The sequence below is a fragment of the Puniceibacterium antarcticum genome (genome assembly GCF_002760615.1).
Lineage (GTDB): Bacteria > Pseudomonadota > Alphaproteobacteria > Rhodobacterales > Rhodobacteraceae > Puniceibacterium > Puniceibacterium antarcticum.
The window spans coordinates 1-22,731 of sequence record NZ_AWWI01000142.1 but is presented as its reverse complement, the minus strand read 5'-3'; the positions used below and the strand labels follow the sequence as shown (position 1 = coordinate 22,731).

At 58.5% G+C, this 22,731-nt stretch carries 23 protein-coding genes and 2 pseudogenes; 16 read left to right on the top strand and 9 right to left on the bottom strand.

Going from position 1 to position 22,731, the window contains the following annotated elements; all coding sequences use genetic code 11:
- Nucleotide 1: 1 nt before the first annotated feature.
- From P775_RS21220 to P775_RS21205, 4 genes are all read right to left on the bottom strand, one after another.
- Nucleotides 2-1,198 (bottom strand): acetate/propionate family kinase, encoded by a 1,197-nt coding sequence (locus P775_RS21220; RefSeq protein WP_099912865.1) that lies wholly within the window; start codon nucleotides 1,196-1,198, stop codon nucleotides 2-4.
- Between the two features lie 122 nt (nucleotides 1,199-1,320).
- Nucleotides 1,321-3,099 (bottom strand): DUF3141 domain-containing protein, encoded by a 1,779-nt coding sequence (locus P775_RS21215; protein ID WP_245875793.1) that lies wholly within the window; start codon nucleotides 3,097-3,099, stop codon nucleotides 1,321-1,323.
- A 44-nt stretch (nucleotides 3,100-3,143) separates the two neighbouring features.
- A complete protein-coding gene (locus P775_RS28590; RefSeq protein WP_218967740.1) occupies nucleotides 3,144-3,677 on the bottom strand; it encodes a DUF5676 family membrane protein in 534 nt (177 codons plus the stop codon).
- Nucleotides 3,664-4,248: an RNA polymerase sigma factor gene (locus tag P775_RS21205; RefSeq protein ID WP_099912863.1), complete on the bottom strand. Its 585-nt coding sequence runs from the start codon at nucleotides 4,246-4,248 to the stop codon at nucleotides 3,664-3,666. The genes P775_RS28590 and P775_RS21205 overlap by 14 nt, the downstream gene beginning before the upstream one ends.
- 699 nt (nucleotides 4,249-4,947) lie before the next feature.
- Here P775_RS21205 and P775_RS21200 point away from each other — a divergent pair.
- The 10 genes from P775_RS21200 (at nucleotide 4,948) to P775_RS27695 (ending at nucleotide 13,198) form a co-directional block, all read left to right on the top strand.
- Entirely contained in the window at nucleotides 4,948-5,199 is a 252-nt protein-coding gene (locus P775_RS21200; RefSeq protein WP_099912873.1) for a DUF2933 domain-containing protein, read from the top strand.
- Complete coding sequence (locus P775_RS21195) at nucleotides 5,196-5,849, top strand: methyltransferase family protein (RefSeq protein ID WP_099912862.1); 654 nt, start codon at nucleotides 5,196-5,198, stop codon at nucleotides 5,847-5,849. Before P775_RS21200 ends, P775_RS21195 begins: the two co-directional genes overlap by 4 nt.
- Before the next feature lie 18 nt (nucleotides 5,850-5,867).
- Nucleotides 5,868-7,313 (top strand): YfcC family protein, encoded by a 1,446-nt coding sequence (locus tag P775_RS21190; RefSeq protein WP_099912861.1) that lies wholly within the window; start codon nucleotides 5,868-5,870, stop codon nucleotides 7,311-7,313.
- Between the two features lie 17 nt (nucleotides 7,314-7,330).
- The gene (locus P775_RS21185) at nucleotides 7,331-8,560 is read left to right on the top strand and encodes an arginine deiminase (protein WP_099912860.1); all 1,230 of its coding nucleotides are present in this window, start codon (nucleotides 7,331-7,333) and stop codon (nucleotides 8,558-8,560) included.
- Between the two features lie 20 nt (nucleotides 8,561-8,580).
- Complete coding sequence (argF, locus tag P775_RS21180) at nucleotides 8,581-9,582, top strand: ornithine carbamoyltransferase (RefSeq protein ID WP_099912859.1); 1,002 nt, start codon at nucleotides 8,581-8,583, stop codon at nucleotides 9,580-9,582.
- Nucleotides 9,583-9,585: 3 nt separating this feature from the next.
- The gene (gene arcC, locus P775_RS21175) at nucleotides 9,586-10,500 is read left to right on the top strand and encodes a carbamate kinase (RefSeq protein ID WP_099912872.1); all 915 of its coding nucleotides are present in this window, start codon (nucleotides 9,586-9,588) and stop codon (nucleotides 10,498-10,500) included.
- A 13-nt stretch (nucleotides 10,501-10,513) separates the two neighbouring features.
- The gene (locus P775_RS21170; RefSeq protein WP_099912858.1) at nucleotides 10,514-10,957 is read left to right on the top strand and encodes a c-type cytochrome; all 444 of its coding nucleotides are present in this window, start codon (nucleotides 10,514-10,516) and stop codon (nucleotides 10,955-10,957) included.
- A gap of 282 nt (nucleotides 10,958-11,239) precedes the next feature.
- Nucleotides 11,240-11,797 (top strand): hypothetical protein, encoded by a 558-nt coding sequence (locus P775_RS21165; protein WP_143520961.1) that lies wholly within the window; start codon nucleotides 11,240-11,242, stop codon nucleotides 11,795-11,797.
- Complete coding sequence (locus tag P775_RS21160) at nucleotides 11,776-12,462, top strand: DUF6629 family protein (protein WP_099912856.1); 687 nt, start codon at nucleotides 11,776-11,778, stop codon at nucleotides 12,460-12,462. Before P775_RS21165 ends, P775_RS21160 begins: the two co-directional genes overlap by 22 nt.
- 442 nt (nucleotides 12,463-12,904) lie before the next feature.
- Nucleotides 12,905-13,198, top strand: coding sequence for a hypothetical protein (locus tag P775_RS27695; protein WP_143520960.1), 294 nt, complete (start codon nucleotides 12,905-12,907; stop codon nucleotides 13,196-13,198).
- On the opposite strand, the pseudogene P775_RS29960 reads toward P775_RS27695, so the two are convergent.
- From P775_RS29960 to P775_RS21145, 3 genes and pseudogenes are all read right to left on the bottom strand, one after another.
- Nucleotides 13,191-13,397, bottom strand: a pseudogene (locus P775_RS29960) (amino acid permease); the annotation flags it as partial. The gene P775_RS27695 and the pseudogene P775_RS29960 sit on opposite strands and share 8 nt — an antisense overlap.
- A gap of 49 nt (nucleotides 13,398-13,446) precedes the next feature.
- A complete protein-coding gene (locus P775_RS21150) occupies nucleotides 13,447-14,118 on the bottom strand; it encodes a TVP38/TMEM64 family protein (RefSeq protein WP_099912855.1) in 672 nt (223 codons plus the stop codon).
- 1 nt (nucleotide 14,119) lies between these two features.
- A complete protein-coding gene (locus P775_RS21145) occupies nucleotides 14,120-14,506 on the bottom strand; it encodes a DUF302 domain-containing protein (RefSeq protein ID WP_099912854.1) in 387 nt (128 codons plus the stop codon).
- 243 nt (nucleotides 14,507-14,749) lie between these two features.
- Between P775_RS21145 and P775_RS21140 the strand changes: the two genes are divergently transcribed.
- The 6 genes from P775_RS21140 (at nucleotide 14,750) to tnpC (ending at nucleotide 20,414) form a co-directional block, all read left to right on the top strand.
- Nucleotides 14,750-15,121, top strand: a complete 372-nt coding sequence (locus P775_RS21140) for an SHOCT domain-containing protein (protein WP_099912853.1) — start codon at nucleotides 14,750-14,752, stop codon at nucleotides 15,119-15,121.
- Nucleotides 15,122-15,284: 163 nt separating this feature from the next.
- Nucleotides 15,285-16,694, top strand: a complete 1,410-nt coding sequence (locus P775_RS21135; RefSeq protein WP_218967739.1) for a multicopper oxidase family protein — start codon at nucleotides 15,285-15,287, stop codon at nucleotides 16,692-16,694.
- A gap of 45 nt (nucleotides 16,695-16,739) precedes the next feature.
- The gene (locus P775_RS21130) at nucleotides 16,740-17,585 is read left to right on the top strand and encodes a sterol desaturase family protein (RefSeq protein WP_099912852.1); all 846 of its coding nucleotides are present in this window, start codon (nucleotides 16,740-16,742) and stop codon (nucleotides 17,583-17,585) included.
- Between the two features lie 287 nt (nucleotides 17,586-17,872).
- On the top strand, nucleotides 17,873-18,301 hold the full coding sequence (gene tnpA, locus P775_RS21125; RefSeq protein ID WP_099912870.1) for an IS66-like element accessory protein TnpA: 429 nt from the start codon (nucleotides 17,873-17,875) through the stop codon (nucleotides 18,299-18,301).
- Nucleotides 18,298-18,651, top strand: a complete 354-nt coding sequence (gene tnpB, locus P775_RS21120; RefSeq protein ID WP_099912851.1) for an IS66 family insertion sequence element accessory protein TnpB — start codon at nucleotides 18,298-18,300, stop codon at nucleotides 18,649-18,651. Before tnpA ends, tnpB begins: the two co-directional genes overlap by 4 nt.
- A 62-nt stretch (nucleotides 18,652-18,713) precedes the next feature.
- The gene (tnpC, locus tag P775_RS21115) at nucleotides 18,714-20,414 is read left to right on the top strand and encodes an IS66 family transposase (protein ID WP_099912850.1); all 1,701 of its coding nucleotides are present in this window, start codon (nucleotides 18,714-18,716) and stop codon (nucleotides 20,412-20,414) included.
- Nucleotides 20,415-20,963: 549 nt separating this feature from the next.
- On the opposite strand, the gene P775_RS21110 is transcribed toward tnpC, so the two are convergent.
- Together P775_RS21110 and P775_RS29110 are read right to left on the bottom strand one after the other, a co-directional pair.
- On the bottom strand, nucleotides 20,964-21,227 hold the full coding sequence (locus tag P775_RS21110; RefSeq protein ID WP_099912849.1) for a hypothetical protein: 264 nt from the start codon (nucleotides 21,225-21,227) through the stop codon (nucleotides 20,964-20,966).
- Nucleotides 21,228-21,880: 653 nt separating this feature from the next.
- Nucleotides 21,881-22,674: pseudogene (locus P775_RS29110) on the bottom strand (copper-binding protein).
- Between the last annotated feature and the right edge of the window lie 57 nt (nucleotides 22,675-22,731).

The window sequence follows — 22,731 nt, the reverse complement described above, 5'->3', positions numbered from 1 at the left end:
TTCACGCCTCCCGCGCCATCGGTTGGCTGGCCATGAAATCGTGGACATGGCCCGCGATCATCGCCTCTTCATCGGTCTGACGCACCTCGACCGTAACGCCTGCAGACCTGGACGAAATCACTGGATCGCCGCTAAGGTTTGCGGTTTTGTCCAATACGATGCCGAGATAACCCAGCCCGCTACAAATGCCCGCCCGAACCTGCGGCGCATTGGCACCGATGCCGCCGGTAAACACCAAACGCTCGATCCCACCCAAAGCCGCTGTCAGGCCAGCAAGATGCCGCCTGGCATGGTAACAGAAATACGCCACCGCCTCGGTTGCCTTATCATCAGGGCGTTGCAGCAAATCCTGCATATTGCGGCTGATGCCGGATAGGCCGAGAAGTCCGCTTTCGGCGTAGAGCAACTGCGAAACCGCCTCAGGCGTCATTTCCTTGTCAATCAGAAGGTGTAACAGCAGGCCGGGGTCGATATCGCCCGACCTCGTACCCATTGGCAACCCGGCGATCGTCGAAAACCCCATTGTCGTCTCGAGGCTCTTTCCATCGCGTATCGCACACATCGACGTACCATTGCCGAGATGCGCCACGACGATCCGTTCGGCATCGACTGCGACATTCGCGTCGCGCAGCGCCTTGACGATGTATTCATAAGACAGCCCGTGGAAACCGTAGCGGCGCAGCCCTTCATCTTGAAGCGCTCGAGGCAAGCCTGACAAGCGGGCAATGTGCGGTAGGTCATGATGGAAAGACGTGTCAAAGCAGGCAATCTGAGTAAGATCAGGTCGCGCGATCTGCACCGCATTGATCCCGGAAAGGTTGGCGGGAAGATGCAGGGGAGCCAGCACCGTCAACTGTTGCAATCGCGCCCTTAGCGCGGGCGTCACAAGTTCGGGACAGTCGCAGTCCGGTCCGCCATGCGCAATCCGGTGACCGACGGCAACCAGTTTGACTCCGCTTGCTTCATGTTCAGTGGTGAAGAGCAGCCGTTTCAGAGCGGTATCATGGTCCTCGAAGTTCCCGGTTTCTTCGCGGACGACCGTGTCGCGTGCGTCTGAAAGTCGAAACTGGGCACCCGGCAATCCGATGCGCTCGATTGCGCCCGACCAGAGTCGGCGGGGCCGTTCGCCATTGGTAAAGATCGCGAACTTCAGACTGGATGAGCCGGCGTTGAGTGTCAGGACGGCGCTATCTGGCATCTGGGCGAACTTTCTGATCGGTGAGAGTCATCCTGACAGCCAGAACAGTATATTTTTTGCGCAGATGCGAGAACAGCGACATGGCAGTCAAATTACTGCCGATGAAGTTGCTCAACACAACCTCACTCCCCGACAACATGGCGTTTTCCTTTGGCTCGATTGGATTTAGCGGGGCTGGCCTTTGATTTGACTGCACCTGATACAGCCGGGGGCGTTTGGGCAGGTTTGGGGCCGCCGCCATAGAGCTGCCGAAAGACTTGCTCAAGGGTTGCGTCACGGCGTTCGCGCGCGCCATGAATCATCTGCCCGACATCAGACATCGCCTTGCGTTCCGCGACGATACCCGGATGATCGGCGGGCAACGGCTGGCGGGTGTCGCGCAGGGCGTCTGCCATCATCCGCACGCCGCGCATCCATGGATTATACGCCTCGGAAAACATGTACCGGCTTGTCCGCATCGGATGCAGTGATTTCAGCAACTCGACACTGGCTGGCGTGGTCATCGCCCGCACCCATGGGCTGACGAAGGCGCTGTAGAAACTGTCCAGCGTCGTCGAGACCTCGGCTACCTTTTCGAACGCTTCGCGCGGATAGTCCGCCTTTAGATCTGCAACCTCGCGCGGCTCGTAAGTCACGATCAGATCTGACTTGTGGCAATCCGGATCGCCTGTCGGGTTTTCGATCTTCATCTCGTAGAGACCGGGCTCAAGCGCCTCAATCTCCGCCAGGCTTTCCAGAATGGCCCGGTGTTCCAGCTTGGCCACGCTGGCCGAGACGAAAATACCCAGATGTCCGATATGCGGGTTCGTCAGATAAACGATGCGCTGCTCGGCGGCGATCAGGTCAGCCGTGTTGGCATAGACCTCGGCGACCCACCCGAGTGCTTGCGCAGGCGGCGTGATATTGTCGCCGTAAGATGCAAAGACAACTATGGGGTTAGTGATCTGCCTCAAATTCACGATGCAATCGTCGTCGACCTCCATCGTGCCCTTTTCAAGCTTGTTGCCGATAAACAGGTTCTTGACGATCGACATCATTTCCGGAGTGCTGAGCGTGTAATAGCCACCCCACCAGCGTTCGAAATCCAGAAAGCGTTCGGCTTCGGTGTCGATATTCGTCAAGAGATTGGCGTGCTTTTCCCATATCGCCTTTTCCGGCTGCAGGCTTTCGAAATTCTGCGCGAGCCATGCGCCGTCTAGTCGCCCGTCACCAAGATCGCCCATCAGGTGCGTCAACCAGGCCCCGCCCAGCAGGCCACCGGAAATGCGCATCGGGTTCACGCCGTCTTCGCCCGCCCAGTAGGACAGCGGCGCACCATTCAGAACCACCGGTCCCGCCAAACCTTCGCAATCGGCGGCCAGCAGCGTCACCGCCCAGCCCGCCTGACAGTTGCCATACAGTACAGGCGGTTTTCCTGGGTGAAGCCCGGCGACTTCCTCAACGAAGCGGCGCAGCGCGTGCAGCACGTCCGCCAGTGTCTGCCCGGGCATCGGTTCGGGGAAGAACACCACGAAATAGACCGGATGACCCTCGTGCATCGCCATGCCGACCTCGCTGTCGCGCTTGAACCCGCCAATGCCGGGGCCATGCCCGGCGCGCGGATCGATAATGATCACCGGCGGCTTTTCGGGGTCGAGACAGTCGACAAGACAGTTGTCGTCGATCTCGGTGATCTTCAGCAGGGCATAGTTTGCCGGAGTGTCAAAGCGGCGCGCATCCAGCACAGTTTCGTACTTGAAATCCAGTAACGGCGGCATTCCGGCACGTTCGTGGTCGCGCATGTTGTCGGCGCGCTGCCGCAGCGTGTCAAAGAACAGGATCGAACGTTCCCAAAGATCCTGCGAGTAAGGTACTGGCGATCCCATTGGCGCTTTCGGAGAGACGACTGGGAGCTTTTCCATGTCAGGTGCCTTCGGTTTGGCAGCGTGCATGTGATGAACGTCATTCATTTGGCAGCCCTTTCGGAGAAGTAGTTGAACAGCGGTACAAAGAGGACCGCGACAAACCAGCCATAGGCGAAGGACTCGACCAGCCCGATGACGAAGCTGGAAAGGCTAATCCACGCAAAGCCCGGAAGCAGCGGGAGCCAGGCCTGATACATCGTCATCGTAGGAAAGATCAGGCCGAAGCCAACGCACAAGACGAAGGATATCGCGAGGAATATCCCGGTTCTCATCCCAACGGCATAGATCGATAGCCGCCCGGTCTTGGTTTTCATCGGACCGGCGAATTCGTGGTCCTGTGTCATATTCTGGTCTCCAGCTTGAATGCCTGCTTTGTAAGGCTTCTGTCTATGGAGACGCGCGATGTCGGCGGGCCTTACAATCCCTGCGCTATAATTTTGGCCGAAGATGGAAAGCCTGCAAAAGTGGGGGAGACGTCGCTTAACGGCTCTGTTGATGCCATGGATGCCCCAACCTGACGGCATCAGCGAAAACTCCACCATTACCTTTACGTTTTCTGCGTCATTCGCATTCACAGTCCATGAAACTTTTGGCACGGCAAGCTGGACATGAGATTTCAAGCGCGGACTTCAGCGCCTGACGGGCACGATGCAGTCGGACATTCAGGCTGTTGGCCGTTACGCCAAGATCTGTCGCGATACGACCGCGGGGTTCTTCGGCCAGATAGGCACGCCGCAATAGGCTGACATATTCGGGTTTCAGATCTAACATTGCCGCACCAAGGCAATTGCACGGTGTCTCGACTTGGGTTTCTTTGACCGCGTTCGCAGTGATGTTGACCTCTTGCGCATATGTTGTTTCCCCAAGTTTTCTTGTGGCGCGTCGGCGATAATGGTCAATCAGCGTATTGCGCATTGTGCGACCAAGCCAGGCATCAGTCTTCTCGGCGTTTTGCAACGATCGCGCGGATCGGATGATCTTGAGGTTAAAATCCTGAAACGCATCTTCCGCATCTTGTGCATTGCTAAGTTTATGTCGGAAATAAGTCAGAAACGCGCGTCTTCTTTCTAACAGTCTCTGGTTGACGAAGTCGCTGTCGGGCAGCGATCTTTGAGCCCGGTCCGGGCCATGTTTCTCGGTACGCATGTGGATCTCCGTATTCGGAAAGTTTGACTACGAAGGAGTAGAGGGTCGTTGTTTTGCGCCGCTCCGCCCCATTCAGGCTTGCTCTGGCACAGCCTTCGGTGGGCGAAACAATCCGAATAAGCGACCATCTGGAGCGGCGACTGCAGTCTCGGTTCGCCAGATGTCGGATCTGGGCAGGGGCCAATATGGCTGGGGAAATTTCAACGTTCGTATGACCGCAACATCCAAGACACGGCAGTGGTCGCGGGTCGAAGGATGACGAATGACACCTGGGTCGGACTGAACTGTTGCTTCGCCAGTCTGCGCGGTAAAGTTGTCTGGTACCGTCGGACCTGGTCCATGTGCAACGGAAACAAAGACGAACACAGCCAAAAGAAGAGCAACTGCTAGCCGCAGTACCGTGTTGTTCTTCAAGGTTGGCCGCTGCGCACGTCTGTTCATCAGCCCATCCCCAAGAAAGTTCTAAGGCTCAACGGTAGGGGTGTGGCTAAGGCAGTGCCCTGATTTGGGTTAGTCTCAATGCATGGTCGTCAACCGGACGGGCCGTGAAGTCTTTCGAAGAAATAGCGGTGGCGCCTCGTTGGCGTGTCGGAACTTGGCATGTCGGATATTCTGTAAGGTTTTGGTTCAGCCCGCGTCTAACCAAAACAGAAGCAGATGAGATGGACTTGTCTGCGCACAAAATGGGGCGCGTTTGCAATGACAGACCATGACCAGCAAAAGAACGACCCGGTACCAGCGCCTCGTTTCTGGAAATCTCGCACAGGGGTCGCGCTGATCGTTTTTCTTGCTGTTGCTGCAATACTGCTCGGTTTCGAACACCGTGTTCACATCTTTGCAGGCAATGGCTTAATTGCCGTCCTGTTGCTTGGCTGCATCGTGATGCATTTCTTCATGCATGGCGGCCACGGGGGTGGAGGTCATGGCGGGCATGGTGGCGACAAGTCATGAGCGACGTTGCCTCCTCATATGGCCTCTGGTTCTTTGCCGCCCTCAACGCCGCAATCTTTATACTATTTGCCTTCAGCTTCTTCAAACCACAGACCTCGCGCGACTGGCGCAGTTTTGGCGCGTTCAGCGCCTTTCTGGTGGCGCTGTTTTCTGAAATGTATGGCTTCCCGCTGACCATCTATCTTCTGTCCGGCTGGTTGCAGACCAACTATCCCGGCGTCGACTGGTTCGCCCATGACTCCGGGCACTTGCCCGAGATGATTTTCGGCTGGCAGGCCAATCCGCATTTCGGCCCCTTCCACCTTCTCAGTTTCGCTTTGATCGGCGGCGGGTTCTGGATGATTTCGGCCGCATGGCCTGTTCTGTACCGGGCGCAGCGCAAAGGTGAGCTGGCTACCACAGGGTTATACGCCCGGGTGCGGCACCCGCAATATACGGGTTTCGTGTTGGTCCTGACCGGGTTTCTGGTGCAGTGGCCGACGCTTCTGACGCTGGCAATGTATCCGTTGCTGATCTGGATGTACGCCCGCCTGGCGCGCACGGAAGAGCGTGAAACACGCGAGCGGTTCGGCACGGTCTTCGAGGACTATGCGCGACATGTCCCAGCCTTTTTTCCGGCGCTGCGGTCAGAACCTCAGCAAGCACATTGATCGAAAAAGGACAGAACCATGACAACCGAACCGGTCAAGACGGATTCTCAGCCCGAGAAACTTGGGTCCCGATTCCCGACTGCCTATACGATTTTGTTCCTGCTGATTGTTCTGATGGCGGCTCTGACCTGGATCATCCCTGCGGGTCAATATGACCGCGTGATGAACGAGGCTGTTGGGCGCGAAGTCGCCGTGGCTGGTACTTACAAGACGGTCGACGCCAATCCGCAAGGTTTCATTGATGTCCTGCTTGCCCCCACGGCGGGGTTCTATGACCCCGACAGCTATGCTGCCAACGCCATCGACGTGGCGCTGTTCGTGCTGTTTCTGGGCGGCTTTCTGGGGGTCGTCAACGCCACCGGATCAATTGATGTCGGGATCAGGGCGGCAATGCGCAAAATGACGGGGCGCGAGGTCTGGATGATCCCGATCCTGATGTCGCTCTTTGCCCTCGGCGGCACGACATATGGCATGGCGGAGGAAACGCTGGCCTTCTATGCGCTCTTGATCCCGGTGATGATGGTTGCAGGGTTCGACGCGCTGACCGGGGTTGCGATCATCCTGATCGGCGCTGGGATCGGCACGCTGGGTTCCACGATCAATCCCTTCGCCACCGTGATCGCGTCGAACGCGGCGGGTGTGGCGTTTACCGATGGTCTTGTTGTGCGCTTGGTACTGCTGCTCGGCGGGCTTGCGATCTGCGTGGCTTATGTCATGCGCTACGCGATGCGGGTGAAGGCCGATCCGGCCCGCTCGATCGTCACGGCACAGGCCGATGGCAACAAACAGGCCTTTCTGTCCGGCGGCAATGAGACCGAAGCGGACCAGCTCAGCGGCACACAATCGGTGATCCTGATCCTGTTCGCGGCAACCTTTGCGGCGCTGATCTGGGGTGTCTCCTCTCAAGGCTGGTGGATGGCGCAGATGGGCGCGCTATTCCTGGGCATGGCCATTCTGATCGGGCTGATCGCGCGGATGGGCGAAAAGCGCCTGACCGCTAACTTTGTCGATGGCGCGCGCGACCTTCTGGGCGTGGCACTGATCATTGGTCTGGCCCGCGGCATCGTTGTCATCATGGAACAGGGTCTGATTGCCGACACGATTTTGAACAGCGCGGCGCAAACCGTAGGTGGATTGCCGGAACTGGCTTTCATCAACTTGATGTTCTGGATTGAGGTCGCGATGAGCTTTCTGGTCCCATCCTCGTCGGGCCTTGCGGTTCTGTCGATGCCGATCATGGCACCGCTAGCAGATTTCGCCGGGGTTTCCCGCGATCTGGTGGTGACCGCCTATCAATCCGCCAGCGGTCTGGTGAACCTGGTCACGCCGACCTCGGCCGTGGTGATCGGTGGCCTCGCCATCGGGCGCGTGCCCTATGACCGCTGGATTGCCTTTGTCTGGCCGCTTCTGCTGATCCTGACGATCTTTATCTCGGCCGTGCTCAGCATCGCCGCAATCCTTTGAAACTTGGAGCTTCCCCCATGACCAGTCATGATCTTGGCGTTCATTCCGAAACCGGCAGGCTGCGGCAAGTTATAGTTTGCCGCCCCGGTCTGGCGCACCGCCGCCTGACGCCGTCAAATGCTGAGGCGCTGCTCTTTGACGATGTTTTCTGGGTCAAGCAGGCCCAAAATGACCATGATGTCTTCGCAACCACAATGCGCAGCGAAGGTATTGAAGTTCTGGATGTGAACACCCTGCTGGCCGAGGTGCTGGACATTCCAGAGGCACGCAAATGGGTGCTGGACCACAGGGTAACGCCGAATGATGTCGGCACAGGCATGCTGGACGAGCTACTGGCCTGGATGCATGAGCTACCGGGCACCAAGCTGGCCGAGTATCTGATCGGCGGGCTGGAGGTTGGCGATCTGCCGTTTGAACCGTCGGGCCTATTCGGCAGTTATCTGGGGCCGCTTGGCTTAGTCCTGCCGCCGCTGCCCAACTTTCTGTTCACCCGCGACAACAGCGCGTGGATCTACGGGGGAGTGTCGCTCAATCCGATGTTTTGGCCTGCGCGCAAGCCCGAAACACTGCTGACGGCGGCGGTTTACCGGTACCACCCGAAATTTGCAGGCAAGGCCACGGTGCATTGGGGCGACCCAACGGTGGAGCACGGTCTCGCTACTGTCGAGGGCGGTGATGTAATGCCGGTGGGCAATGGCACCGTGCTGGTCGGCATGGGCGAGCGATCCTCGCCGCAGGGCATCGGCCTTTTAGCTGCGGCGCTGTTTGACAAGGGAGTAGCAGAGCGTGTGATTGCCTGTCAGTTGCCCAAAAGTCGCTCGGCCATGCATCTGGACACGGTGTTCACGCTGTGCGGCGGCGATGTGGTGACAAGTTTCAAAGAGGTCGCTGACGAAATTACCTGTTTTGATCTGCGCCCGGCCGAAGGCAAGAAGCCACTGCAATTCCGGCGTGACGACCGGCCCCTGTTCGACGTGGTTGCAGAGGTCTTGCACCTGCCGAAACTGACTATTGTCCCCACCGGCGGCGATACCGAGGCGGAGCGATCGCGCGAACAGTGGAACGACGGCAACAACGTGCTGGCGCTGCGCCCCGGCGTTGTCGTCGGCTATGACCGCAACGACGACACCAATGCAGCGCTGAAGGCTGTCGGGATCGAGGTTCTGGCGATCCCCGGCGCCGAACTTGGCCGGGGTCGGGGCGGAAGCCATTGCATGAGCTGCCCGACCATCCGCGATGCCGAATGACCCCGTGAAAGGATCACACCATGAGCTTTAACCTCAAGAACCGCAGTTTTCTGACTTTGCGCAATTTCAAACCTGCCGAGATCGGGTTTCTCTTGAAGCTTGCCGCCGATCTCAAGACCGCGAAATATACAGGCACTGAACAGCCGGGGCTGAAGGGCAAAGAGATTGCGCTGATTTTCGAGAAAGACAGCACGCGCACCCGCGTCGGGTTCGAAGTTGCGGCGCACGATCAGGGTGCGACCGTCACCTATCTCGGGCCCTCGGGCAGCCATATCGGCCACAAGGAAAGCGTCAAGGACACCGCCCGCGTGCTGGGCCGGGTCTATGATGCCATCGAATACCGCGGCTTTGGCCAGAAGATCGTCGAGCAACTGGCCGAGTTTTCCGGTGTACCCGTCTACAACGGCCTGACGGATGAATTTCACCCGACCCAGATCCTGGCAGATTTCCTGACCATGTCGGAACACAGCGACAAGCCGCTGCGCGAAATCGCCTATGCGTTCCTGGGTGATGCCAAGAACAACATGGGCGACAGCCTGCTGATTGGCGGGGCCAAGATGGGAATGGATGTGCGGCTTTGCGCACCCAAGGCCTGCTGGCCCAGCAAGGAGATTCAGGCCGAGGCCAAGGCCATCGCCGCTGAGACCGGCGCGCGGATCATGATCGCCGAAGATGTGGAAAAGGCCGTCAAGGACGCCGATTTCGTATACACCGACGTCTGGCTGTCGATGGGCGAGGCCAAGGAAAAATGGGCCGAACGGATTGAGCTGCTGATGCCCTATCAGGTCAATGCGGAAGTGATGCAGAAAACCGGCAATCCGCGCGTGAAATTCATGCATTGCCTGCCCGCGTTCCACAACACCGACACCGCCGTTGGCAAGGATATCGAGGCGCAGTTCGGCATCACAGCAATGGAGGTGACGGACGAGGTGTTCGAAAGCCCGGCGTCGATCGTCTTCGATCAGGCGGAAAACCGGATGCACACGATCAAGGCGGTACTCGTCGCCACATTGGGAGGCTGAGTGGTGCTGGTTGTTGCAGCTTTGGGGGGCAATGCGCTTTTGCAGCGCGGTCAGCCGCTGACGGCTGAGGCGCAGCGCGTCAATGTGGCAGTGGCAGCCAAGGCGCTGGCGGGAATCATACGGGCGGGTCACCGGCTGGTGATCACCCATGGCAATGGTCCGCAGGTGGGCCTTCTGGCGCTGCAAGGTGCGGCCTACAAGCCCGACGAAGCCTACCCACTGGACGTTCTGGGGGCCGAGACGGCAGGGATGATCGGCTACATGATCGAGCAGGAGTTGGAGAATGCGCTAGGACATGATCGCGCGGTGGCGACGCTGTTGACCCAGGTGGTGGTCGATCCGCGTGATCCGGGGTTTGCCAATCCCACCAAACCCGTGGGTCCGGTCTACGCCCGCGCCGAAGCCGAGGCTCTGGCCAAGGCACGTGAATGGCGGATCGCGCCCGATGGTGACAAGTGGCGGCGCGTCGTGGCTTCGCCCAAACCGGTCGAAATCCCGGACACTCGGGTGATCGAGCTGCTGCTCGATGCAGGTGTTGTGGTGATCTGCACTGGCGGCGGCGGCATCCCGGTGATCCGCCACGCTAACGGCAGCCTCATCGGTATCGAGGCCGTCGTCGATAAGGACGCGTCAACGGCCTTGCTGGCGCGCGCGCTCAAGGCAGACGCGCTGTTGTTGCTTACCGATGTAGATGCCGTCTATCGCGATTTCGGCACTGCGGATGCCAAAAGAATTCCGCATGTAACACCTGATGCGGCCCTCAGTCTTGATGCGCCCGAAGGCTCGATGGCCCCCAAATTACGCGCGGCAGCCAAGTTCGCTAGCGACGGCGGTATTGCCGCAATTGGCCGGCTTGCGGATGCACTGTTGCTGCTGGACGGAGAGGCCGGAACACGGATCACAACCAATCCAAAATGAGAAAGGACAAAAGATGGACCACAGTATTACAAGGACTTTGGCGATCGTCGGAGCCACCTTTGCCGCGATGACCGTCAACACCGCCGCAATGGCAGATAGTCACATGATGAGCCACGGACTGATGATGCCGCAGATGGATCCCGAAAACGGCCGGGCATTGTTCGCTGCCAAAGGGTGCGTCGTCTGTCACTCGATCAACGGCATTGGCGGCGAAGATGCGCCGATGCTGGATGCTGAGTTCATGGACACGCTGATGAACCCATTCGAGTTTGCCGCCCGCATGTGGCGCGGTGCCGAGGTGATGGTGAAGATGCAGAAAGACGAGTTGGGCATGCCGATTGAGCTGACCGGGCAGGAACTGGCCGATATCATCGCCTTTGTCCACGATCCCGCAGAGCAGGCAAAATTCTCGCACGACGACATCCCAGAGAACATTGCGAATTTGATGGCCAATTGATCGCGGTGGCGGCCTGCTAAGGCGCAACCGCATGAGCGATTTGATCGCGCGCAGATCGGAGGCAATTTGAACCCCAACGGTACAGCCTGCAAGAACCTACTTCTTCCGGTGGTTCGCCAGATATTGCTGCAGTTTCTGAAAGGTGCGGCCTGCGATGTCCTGTTGTCGCGCGAGATTGAGTATGCGGATGGCCGCAAATGCCGCTGGCTCAGGGCTGATCTCATCCGATTTATGCGGGACCTTGCTGCAGAGGCTGCGTCACAGCGCAAAATTGCCGATCAAGTGGCACTGCCCAATTTCGGCAACCGGCTCATGGTGGAACTGGCGGTGTTCACCAGTGCTGCGTATCGGGTTTTGCTGGACAAGGGCGTCGCGCAGGGTACTGCCCGGCAACTGGTCGCGGATACCGGCTGGGTGGTCTATGCGCGGATGCTCAGGACCTCGTCATGGCCGTTCCGTCTTGTCACCCGCGATCCGGCGCGCCGGTTGCAATGGACGATCAAGTCGCTGCTGCGCTTTCCCTTCAGCGCGCCCGGTTATAGCGTCGAAACGTATCTGGACGGCGACGATATTATTACCAACTTCACCCATTGCCCGCCGCAAAGCTTCGTACGTGCACTTGTTGCCGCGCGCGGCGACCGTGGTGATCTGGAGGCATTCTTTGCAAGCTGGTGCCAGTACGACTGGCCGGGTGCCGATATCATCGCCGGTAACGGCGAACGCGGACATTACGCCAGAACCCAAACATTGTCGCGGGGCGACCCGCAATGCGACATGTGTTGGAAAACAAAATCGAACGCGAATTTGGGAATGCCGACATGTGTCTCTCAGCCCAAGTAAGCTTTGCGGCCAGCGTCTTTCTGCTCGGCGGCGGCGCAGCGGTTTCTGTCGTCGCCTGGCGCCGCAACAAGCGCTATCTTCCGATTGCGCTGATGCCGCTTTTTGCCGGACTGCAGCAGTTCATGGAAGGCAATGTCTGGCTGGGAATGACCGGTAACGACCCGTTCACAGTGCTCTGGGGGGCGATGGGGTTCATCTTTTTCACCTGGTTCATGTGGCCGATCTGGATCCCGTTCTCGGTCTATGTGCTGGAGCCAGATGACAGCCCACGCAAGCGGCTATTCTTAACCATGGCACTGATTGGACTGGCGTTTGGGCTGCTGCTCTACATCCCGCACGGGCTGGACAGCTCGATGGTGGTTGTGGAGGTTAACAACCAGTCACTGGCCTATGAGAAGTCGATGTGGCTCGATTTCATGATGCCACGCTGGCTGACCAACACGATCTATGGCACCTTGATCATCCTTCCTCCGGCGCTGTCGCATTACCGGCATATACGCCACTTTGCGCTGACGCTGGTGGCGGTCGTAGTGGTCGATTTCGTGTTTCTTCAATACGCCTACATCTCGTTCTTCTGCCTTCTGGCGGGGTTGGCGACACTACATCTTGTTTACATCATCTTGACCAATAAATGCGCCCGCGAATGTCCGGAACTCTTTGCTTGATCGAGAAATCCAAATGACAGGAAGCGAAACGCGCGAGTGACCCCCCAAACAACGCAACCTGAGATTTGGCTGATCGGAAGCCATGACGACGTTGGCGTGCGAACGGCAGTTCAACTCGCGAAACCCGCAGCATTTAAGATCGTTCTCGCCAGACGCGACCTAACAAAAGCGGCCTCGGCAGCGGCTTCGGCGGGAGGCAATGTCCGCGGCGCCGGCCTCGACATCTCATCTACCGAACCCCAAGAACGGATCGACCGGGCCGCCGCCGCCGCCAACTTCGTCGAAGCCTGTCCGCCCGACTTGCCGGCGGCCATTGCTACAGTATGGACCATTTTCATCGAGATCTCAGCGGATGCGAACGATCTGAACAAGATAGCCGATAGAACAGCGGGCGGAGTGCATCCAGACTGCGACTTGACGGCTCGTCCAAAGCGATGTCTTCATGATCCACTGTTGGGTTGTCCTCGCGCTGTGGATCACTGGAATTTTTGTGCTGATCGCCAATGCCTCCTGGCTTAAGTATCTTTCCTACCACCGCTTTCTGCATAAAGTTCGGGGGATTATGTCAACCGCGCTGCCCGTCGCAGGGCTGAAAACGCCGCTCCAAGTGATGCATTGTAACGAAATGGCGCTGTCATTCTTCGTAGCCTCGACCTCGGGCCTTGCCGTTCTGTCGATGCCGACACTCGCACCGGTCGTTGACTTTGCCGACGTCTCGCGCACTCTGTTGTCGTAGGCCCGTAGGCGTTCTCAAGGATCATCGCGATGCAGCCCACCGACGGATAGGCGTTCGACATCTTTATGTAGATGTAGGCGCTGAACGCGGTCGCGATAGCACCGACGACGAACGGGAGCGGAAAGAGCGGCCCGGCGAGTTCTGCGATCTGCCCGGTCAGCGCGAAGATGCCCACGCCGATCATCACGCCGGTGCCCATGGCCACCGCGCCTGGCAAGGTGATGCTGTTTTTTTGTAGGCGTCCGGCATCAGGAGTCCTTTTCGGTTTTGCGTCGGGTCGCCACCCAGAGCAGCGGCAATCCCGTGATCAGGCCAAGGCCGAGCACCGCCCATGTCGCCCGCCCGAGATCTCCACTAATCGCTTCGCCACCGAAATGCGCGAGCAGAAAGCTCGCCGGAACGATGCCAGCCAATGTCGCAAGCGCGAAGCGCCAGGCGTGCAGTCGGCTGAGTCCGGCTGCGTAGCTGATCATGTCAAAGGACACGAAGGGCATCAGGCGGCTGGCAAAGACCGTCGCCGTCAAGGCGGTCTGTGAGCCGAGCAGACCGGCGTCCACCCGGTCACCGAACACCCTTCGCAAAACATCATGACCCAGAACTCGTGCCAGGCCGAACGCGATCAGCGCCCCAAGCTCGGCGCCGATCACGACTTGCACTGTGCCCCAAAGATGTCCGTAGGCAGCCCCAGCGGCCAGCGCGATGGGTGCGCTCGGGATCGGGCTTGCTACGACCGCGACGGTCATCAACGTGATGATCACGACAGGCCCCCAGAGGCCAGCACGCGCCACCAGCCTATCGAGACGCTCAGCGTCCATCAGCCCGCGTGCATCTGTGAAAACCGACGGCGCGAACTGCCACACGCCGAGCAGGGCGATCCCGAGGATCGCCAGCGCTGCGAGTATTGCGGCGCGCAGGCTCATCTCAGATCGCCTCGACGACCTTCGACAGAAGGTCGCGGACCTCGCCCGCAACGGACGTCAGTTCAGCGTTTTTGATCGCCTGCATTGACGCCACCGGATCGATGGCGCTGACCTCAACGCCGCCCTCGACCTCGCGCAGGATCACGTTGCAGGGCAGCATCGCCCCCACTCGCGGCTCGATCCCAATCGCCTGATGCGCCATCTTCGGATTGCAGGCGCCGAGAATGCGGTAGGCCGACATCTCGACATCAAGCTTCTTCTTCATTGTCGCCTTGACGTCGATCTCGGTCAGTATGCCAAATCCGTGGTCCGCAAGGGCGGCTCGGGTGCGGACATCAATGTCGTCGAGAGTGGTGTCTTTGAACATGCGATTGATCGTGTAGCTCACTGAAATGCATTCCTTGTTGGTGGGCTTGGAAGGCGCTGACTTGGAGAGGCGGCACCGAAATTGGCCTTGCGCGGCCTAATCAGAGCATTTGTTCTACAAACCACGCCTGCGCATCTTCGAGGAATGCTATGGCACTTCGGCGCCGCCGCCTTGATACAGATCAGGGCCTGCGCGCCGTTTCTCCATTACAACTCTATATCTAATAGGTAGTCGCAGTCGATACCGTGCAAAAGGAGCAAAAGGATGAAACTCAGGAACAGGGCGATTGTCCCGAGCATGGCAGGCGCACTCTGCGTCGCTGCAACGTCAGCGATGGCGCAGGTTGGGGAAATCCCGGATCGATACGGCCCATTGAACCATGGACATGACATGATGTGGGGCGGCAGCCAGTGGGGAGGCTTCGGGATGGTCCTTGGACCGATCTTCATGATCCTTATCGTGGTCGGGATCGTTGCGGGGATCATATATCTCCTACGCCTGTTCGGCGCGACCGGACCCGCCGTCAGCAGCCACGCCGCACACGACCGCGCCCTTGCGGTTCTCAAGGAACGCTATGCCAAGGGTGAGATCGACTCGACCGAGTTCTCCGAACGCAAGAAGCTGCTGTCTGACTGATCCGCATGCGTCGTGTCTTTTCAGGACACGCGAGACCCAGGCCGCGTTCGCAGGTGGCTGCCCGAGTTTTAGTGTCGTGTTTCGTCATGGCGCTTCGCCAAACGCCACTGCCATAGAAGGTTTTGCCACGGCGACGCTTCCAACCACGCCTTGAAAGATCCGCATGAAAAGACGCCAGTTCCTGACTTCAACATCCGCAGCGATCCTGACCGCTGGCGTCCTTTCTCAGACGCGGATCGCGCTTGCCTTTGCACAGGGACAAACACCGGTCACGCGCCTCACCATGCCGCCGCTTCTCGATACGCGGGCGACGGGGCGATTGGCGCTGACGACAACGTCGGGGCGGACGGCCTTTGCTGGTGGTCCCGGCATGCCGACCGCCGGGTTCAATCAGGTGTATCTGGGCCCGACCATCCTGATGCAGAACGGCGATCTGGCGGCCGAGGTGCAGAATACTCTCGATGAACCGATCAGCACGCACTGGCACGGCCTTCTGGTGCCCGGAGAGCATGACGGCGGCCCGCATCTCGCAATCGCGCCCGGTGCCACATGGAAACCAGAGATATCCATTGCGCAGGACCCGGCAACCGTCTGGTATCACTCGCATATCCACGAGCGAACTGCAGAACAGGTCTATTTCGGACTGGCCGGGGTCATCCATATGACGGACGGGCAGGACGATGCGCGCGGTCTGCCATCTGCATACGGGATCGACGATCTAACCCTCGTTTTGCAGGATCGTCGGTTCGATGCCTCCGGACGTATGGTCTATGACCCTTCCATGATGGACATAATGCACGGGTTTGCCGGGAACCGGATGCTCATCAATGGTCAGGCGGGCGCGACTGCGGTCGTGCCGGAGGGTATCGTGCGACTGCGCCTGCTCAACGGCTCGAATGCGCGCATCTACACGCTTTTTTTCGACGATACGCGGCCCATGCACCTGGTGGCAACCGACGGCGGCTTCCTGCCTGCACCCGTCGCGCTTGATGTGCTGCGCTTGGCACCCGGCGAACGGGCCGAGGTGCTTGTCGACTTCTCGTCAGGCAGCGCGCCTGTGCTTATGAGCGATCCGGGCCAGGCCTTTGGTGTCGTCCAGTTCGCCACCGACAGCACGCTTGCTGCACGGATCGCCCGCCTGCCAGACCAGTTGGATGGCGCGTCCGAGGATCTATCGGGCGCAGAGATCGCAACAAGGCAGATATCGCTCGACATGGGCATGGGCGGCATGATGATGGGGGGCGGTGGCTTTGCCATCAACGGGCGTCCCTTCGACATGGACCGGATCGATTTCGAGGTCGCCCGGGGAACCGTGGAACGCTGGCAGATCCGCAGCACCATGGTTGCGCATCCGTTCCACGTCCACGGCGTACGCTTCCGGGTGGTCAGCGAGAACGGCGGCCCCCCGCGGCCGGAGAACACCGGCTGGAAAGACACTGTGCTGGTGCCCGGCGAGGCCGAAATCCTCGCCCGGTTCGACCAGCCCGCCAGCGGCGATACGCCATTCATGTTTCACTGCCATATCCTCGAGCATGAGGATGCCGGCATGATGGGGCAGTTCACCGTTACCTGACGTTCGCGCCGTGTGGACTGCAGCATAGAGATTACGACAGCACCGATGCCAGACTCCATTCTTGCCACCGAACTACAACTTCGCCTCATCGCTTTTCTCGGTGTCTTGGTGGCGATGGCCCTGTGGGAACTTGCAGCACCCCGACGACGGCGGGAGATTCCGCGGGTGATCCGCTGGACGAACAATCTGGGCCTCGTGGTGATCGATACCATTGTGTTGCGCCTGAGTTTCCCGATCCTCGCGGTTGGATTGGCCGTGATTGCTCAGGACCGTGGCTGGGGACTGTTCAATATCATCGAAGCGCCGGGGTGGGTTGCAGTTCTCGTCTCGATCGTCGTGCTCGATCTGGTCATCTATCTGCAGCACGTCATGTTCCATGCGGTGCCTGCACTGTGGCGGCTACACCGGATGCATCACGCCGACCTCGAGTTTGATGTCACGACGGGCCTGCGCTTTCATCCGGTTGAAATACTACTGTCGATGGGGATCAAGTTGGCGGTGGTGATGGCTCTGGGTCCTCCAGCGGTTGCTGTGTTGATCTTCGAGGTACTGTTGAACGCGACCGCCATGTTCAATCACTCCAACGTTCGGTTGCCGACATTCGTAGACCGGGTCCTGCGCCTGATCGTGGTGACGCCAGACATGCACCGTGTCCATCACTCGATCCGCCCAGAAGAGACGAACAGCAATTTCGGTTTCAACCTTCCCTGGTGGGACAGACTGCTTGGGACCTACAAGGCGCAGCCAAAAGCAGGGCACGAGGGCATGTCGATCGGGATCGAGCAATTCCGGACACCGCGTGACCTGTGGCTCGACAGGATGCTGGTTCAACCGGCCAAAGGCCCGGCAAGCGGCTATCCGATCAATCGTGAGACGCAAAATAAGAGTTGATCGCAGTTGCCGTCGGTCATGTTTTGACCACCAACTGTTTAAAGTTTTCGAGGAAAAACAGAACGCAAGGCTTAGTTGATTCGCCCGTTTGTCTTTTGGAGGAATGGACAGATTGTCTCGCTGGATCAAAGTCGTAGCCTTTAGAGACGTGCAGTCCTTGCGTAATCCATTGTTGAGGTCGGCAAATCGCAGAAAGGTATGCGCCGTTCCCGCCCCATTGATTTCTGCGGTTTCCCGACTCTGACCGAGCGGCGAGTTTCGTTCTGAGCTTTCAGAAGGAGATGATGATGGCGGATGGCGGCGACGGGTTTGACGGTTGCATCGAGGTTGTGCAGCGGACGCGTGGATATCGGCGCTGGCCGGATGATGTGAAAGCCCGGATTGTGGCAGAGAGTTTTCAGCCGGGCGCGCGGGTGGCGGATGTCGCGCGGCGGCATGATCTGGCAGCGCATCAGCTTTCGGATTGGCGGCGTCAGGCTCGCGAGGGCCGTCTTGTCCTGCCCGCTGACGCCATGGCCAGGATGCCGTCAGACGCTCTGCCAGCCTTTGTGCCGGTTTCGGTGGAGTCTGAGGACGTCGGTCCACCAGCGGATGCCGGACGGATCAGCGGCGTCATCACGATCGAGATCGGGAACGATCTGGTGCTGCGGGTGCCGGGCGATGTTCCGCCAGAGCGGGCAGCAGCGGTGGCGCGTGCGTTGCGAGGACCGGCATGATCGTCGCGGGACAGCGCCAGCCGATCCTGATTGCGACGCGTCCGGTGGACTTCCGCTGTGGCCATCGCGCTCTGGCGCTGATCGTGCAGACCGAGCTGAAGCTCGATCCGCATTCCGGGGTGACGATCGTATTCCGCTCGAAACGCGGCGACAGGATGAAGATTCTGGTCTGGGACGGAACGGGTCTCGTGATGGTCTACAAAGTCCTGGAACAGGGCAGCTTTGCCTGGCCGAAGGTTCAGGACGGGACAATGCGGCTGTCGCGGGCCCAACACGAAGCTTTGTTCGAAGGTCTGGACTGGCGCCGGATCGTTGCGCAGCGGGTCACTCCACCCATTGCGGCGGGATGATTTACTCAGCTGTCCGGCGTTGTTTTATTGGCCTTTCTTGGCTGGAACGGCTATGAATCCGCATGTCGCAGCCCTTCGATCTCAGCCAGTTTCCGGACCTTCCGCCCGAGGTTGTGAAGGCCTTTGCCGCACAGTCGGCCGCACTGGAAGCAGCACGGTTTGAGGCCTCGGTCGAGCGTGCGGCCCGCCAGCATGAACAGGCGGTAGTTGTCGAGAAGGACGCCTTCATCACCGAGTTGAAGGCCCTGATCGAGAAGCTGGAAGGCCAGGTCGGACAATACCGGCATGCGAAGTTCGGGCCGAAATCGGAAAAGCTGGACCCCGCGCAGCTCGAGCTTGCTCTCGAGGATCTGGAAGCCGCCATCGCCGAGACCCAGGAACAGATTGCCGCGGTCGAGGAGAAGATCGCGGCCAGCGAGACCGAACCCGAAAAGAAGGCGCCGCGCAAGAAGCGCAAGGCGCGCGCCTTGCCGGAACACCTGCCGCGCGTCGAGCGTGTCATCGAGCCTGACAGCATTGCTTGCCCTTGCGGCTGTGGCGACATGGTGCGGATCGGTGAGGACAGGGTCGACAGGCTGGATTACATCCCGGCGTGCTATCAGGTGATCGTCACGATCCGCCCGAAATACGCCTGCCCCAAAGGGCGCGCGGGTGTGGTTCAGGCCAAAGCCCCGGCGCATCTTCTGGAGGGCAGCTGGCCCACCGAGGCGCTGTTGGCCCAGATCGCCGTGTCCAAGCATTCCGAGCACATGCCCCTGAACCGTCAGGCTGTGGTCATGGCCCGGCACGGCGTGCCGATCGACCGGTCGGTGTTGGCCGACTGGATGGGTCGGACCGGTGCGCTGATCGCGCCGGTGGTGGACCGAATAATGGCGGTGTTGCTGAAACAGGGCAGCACCCGGCTCTATGTCGACGAAACCACCGCCCCGGTGCTGGATCCCGGGCGCGGCAAGACGAAGACCGGCTATTTTTGGGCGGTGCTGCGCGATGACCGGGGCTGGAACGGCCCGGCGCCGCCCGGCGTGGTGTTCCACTACCGCCCCGGTCGAAAGGGCGAATACGCCGATGAAATCCTGACCGGCTTCAACGGCACGATCCAGGTCGATGCCTATGGCGCCTATACTCACCTCGCCACGCCAAAGCGCACGGGCGGCGATCCCTTGCGGTTGGCATTCTGCTGGGCTCACGGTCGGCGAAAGTTGATCAAGGCCAAACCAAAGAAGGGTTCGCCCATCGTCGACGAGGCGCTGGTGCGCATCGCCGCGCTCTACAAGATCGAGGATGCCATCCGCGGGTCAGCCCCCGATCATCGCCGTGCCGTCCGTCAGGACCTGTCGCGACAGTTGGTAGATCAGTTCTTCGCCTGGCTGGCCGCCCAGGCCGGACGCGTCTCGCGGAAATCCGACCTCGGTGCGGCGCTCGCATACATGCTGACGCGCCAGCATGGCTTCCGGCTCTTCCTCGATGATGGCCATGTCGACATGGACTCCAACCTGGTCGAGAACGCCATCCGCAGCCCGGCCATGAACCGCCGCAACGCGCTTTTTGCCGGCCACGACGAGGGCGGCCGTTCCTGGGCGCGCTTTGCAAGCCTGATCGGATCCTGCAAGATGAACGGCGTCGAACCCTATGCCTACCTGCATGATCTCTTCACCAGGCTCGCCAATGGTCATCTCGACAAGGACATCGATGCGTTGATGCCATGGACCTACGCCGCGGCCCTCGATCCCCTCACAATGAGCTCATCCGGGAGTCCCCAGTGAGCTCATTCTGAGCACTCATGAAGGCAAGAAAGCCAGCCGCGCGCACCGGGAACCAGCCCGCAAGCGAAATCCCAATGGGGCGAGGACGGCGCATACGCAGAAAGGTATCTGCGCGTGCGCTAGTAACGATTTAGCGCTTCGTCCTGCGTTGCGTGAGTTCATGCTCAGTGCGGCGAAGTTCTGCTTCTCGCATTCTCGCAGTGCACAAATGGTTAGGATAGCCGAGAGGGCGAAGCGGTTGGGAAGGTAGGGAGCTATCTGTTCCGCTGTTATTCAAAGCGACCCACGGCAAGGGTCATAAACATGTTAATTCTGACAAGCACTCTAGACCCCCTTTCTCATTTTGGATCCAACGTGGAACCGTTGGCAGCCGAACTGCTGGTATGCAAAACGTGGCAGCCAGTGCACAATTCATGCCCCGATACAGCATCTCTCAGCCAGAGTACTGCGACGGCGATGTGAGGCTGGCGGGTTGCGAAAGTCACAAAGCTGCACTCAACTTCAGTCGAGTGCAGCTTGTGATCTTGTTCGGTTTCAGGAAGCGGTTTGTTATCCTGAAAATACGCCATTTTCAAAGTTCCGAATAAGCGCCTGAACCTGAGTTTGTTTGCCGCCAAACCCCTCGTCGCTCGAAGAGATCACATTCATCAGTGTGGAAATCTGTCTGTGGTTCAGTGCACTGACGTTGGCATCCGGCGCATACTTTTCAATCGTTGCGACGGCTGCTGCGGATGTATTGCTTGCCATAGCGTTTGTCGCCGAGACGGTGACAAACGCAGAAATCAGAAGGCCTTTGAGAATTTTCGAAGTCATTACTACCTCATTTCGTTTCTATGCGCGATAAGATTGTCTTATACGCTAAAATGATATTATCCATTTTACAGAATACATTCCATCTTCTTTGTGTATCAAAGTGTATCGCTAAATATCTGTTATTACACATAAATGTGATAATTTATGCCGAACATTTTACTATCATCGCGTCCCTCGGTATTGATCTATTTAAGGCAGAGGAATTCTGGCCTACCGCTATACATTCTCTCAAAACACGCCATCGTCTTGCTATAGATCAAGCGACTCTGGATCCTGATGTTTTCCAGTGGACATGCTGCATAAACCAGGAAATTCTTAAGCATAAAATTGCGATTGGATCAAACTTCACCGAAATTTGTTTGGGCTACGTTAATTTCGTAAACTCCTAATTATTAATCTAATTTGCTTTCGGTAGGTAAATGATACCTAAATGTTGCAACTCACTTTACCCTATAAAGCCAAGAAGCATAAACGCAGGAAGTTTATTTTTAGTACTTTTCGAGATTCCGAAATTTACCGAGGTAAGTCCCAGACTTTTCTCAAAATTCGAATGGCATTTCTATGTGCCCATCAGGAACCTTAGATGACATCTGCCATAGAACTACATTCGTCATGCGAAGGGCGGCGACAAATATCGCCACCCTTCATTAATTTCATTTTAGAGCAGTGACCGTCAATTTTCCTTGGACGCGATCGGCGACGAATTCGACGTTTTGTCCTTCGGCCAACTTGGCAATTATCTCTTCGTCGGCGCGGAAGACCATGGTCATCGCAGGCATCTCCAGATCGACCAGCTCTTCGTGGATGATGGTGACCTTGCCGGCCTTGGCGTCGATCTTCTTGATCGTGCCTTTGGTGTAGGTTTCAGCCATGGCAAGACCCGCGCTCATCGTGAGGGCCAGGGTCGTAAGCGTCAGTGTTTTCAGAAGTTTCATTTTGTTTTCCTTGGTTTTCGGAAGGTTCAGTTGACGGTGATCGGGCCGTGCATGCCGGATTCGTAGTGGCCGGCGATCAAGCATGCCGCTTCGAATGTGCCAGAATTTGCGAAAGTCCAGACAACCTCGCCCGAAGCGCCCGCATCGAGACGGATACGGTTCGGATCGTCATGTTCCATGTCCATCTTGGCCATTTCGATCTTATGCTCGGCATTACGCTCTACCGTGTCGAGGACGAATTCATGCTCCAGCTCACCCTTGTTGGTGATGTTGAAGCGGATGGTTTCGCCCTCCTTGATATCCATCGGCTCACTCTCGATCAGCATCTGGCCCTCATCGTTTTCGAGCAAAGTGACGTCGATTGTGCGGTCAACCTTGGCGGCGTCACCCGGCATGCCGACCATCATTGCGGCTGGCTTGGTCTCCCCATGTCCACCGTCGTGTGTACCTGCAGCAAAGGCCGGTGCTGATAGCGCGATCGCGAAGCTTGTCGTCAAAAGAAGATTTCTCATTTTATTGTCCTGTAGGTTGGTTCGGTTGGAGATGACGAAGGGCCGCTCAGCCCTTCG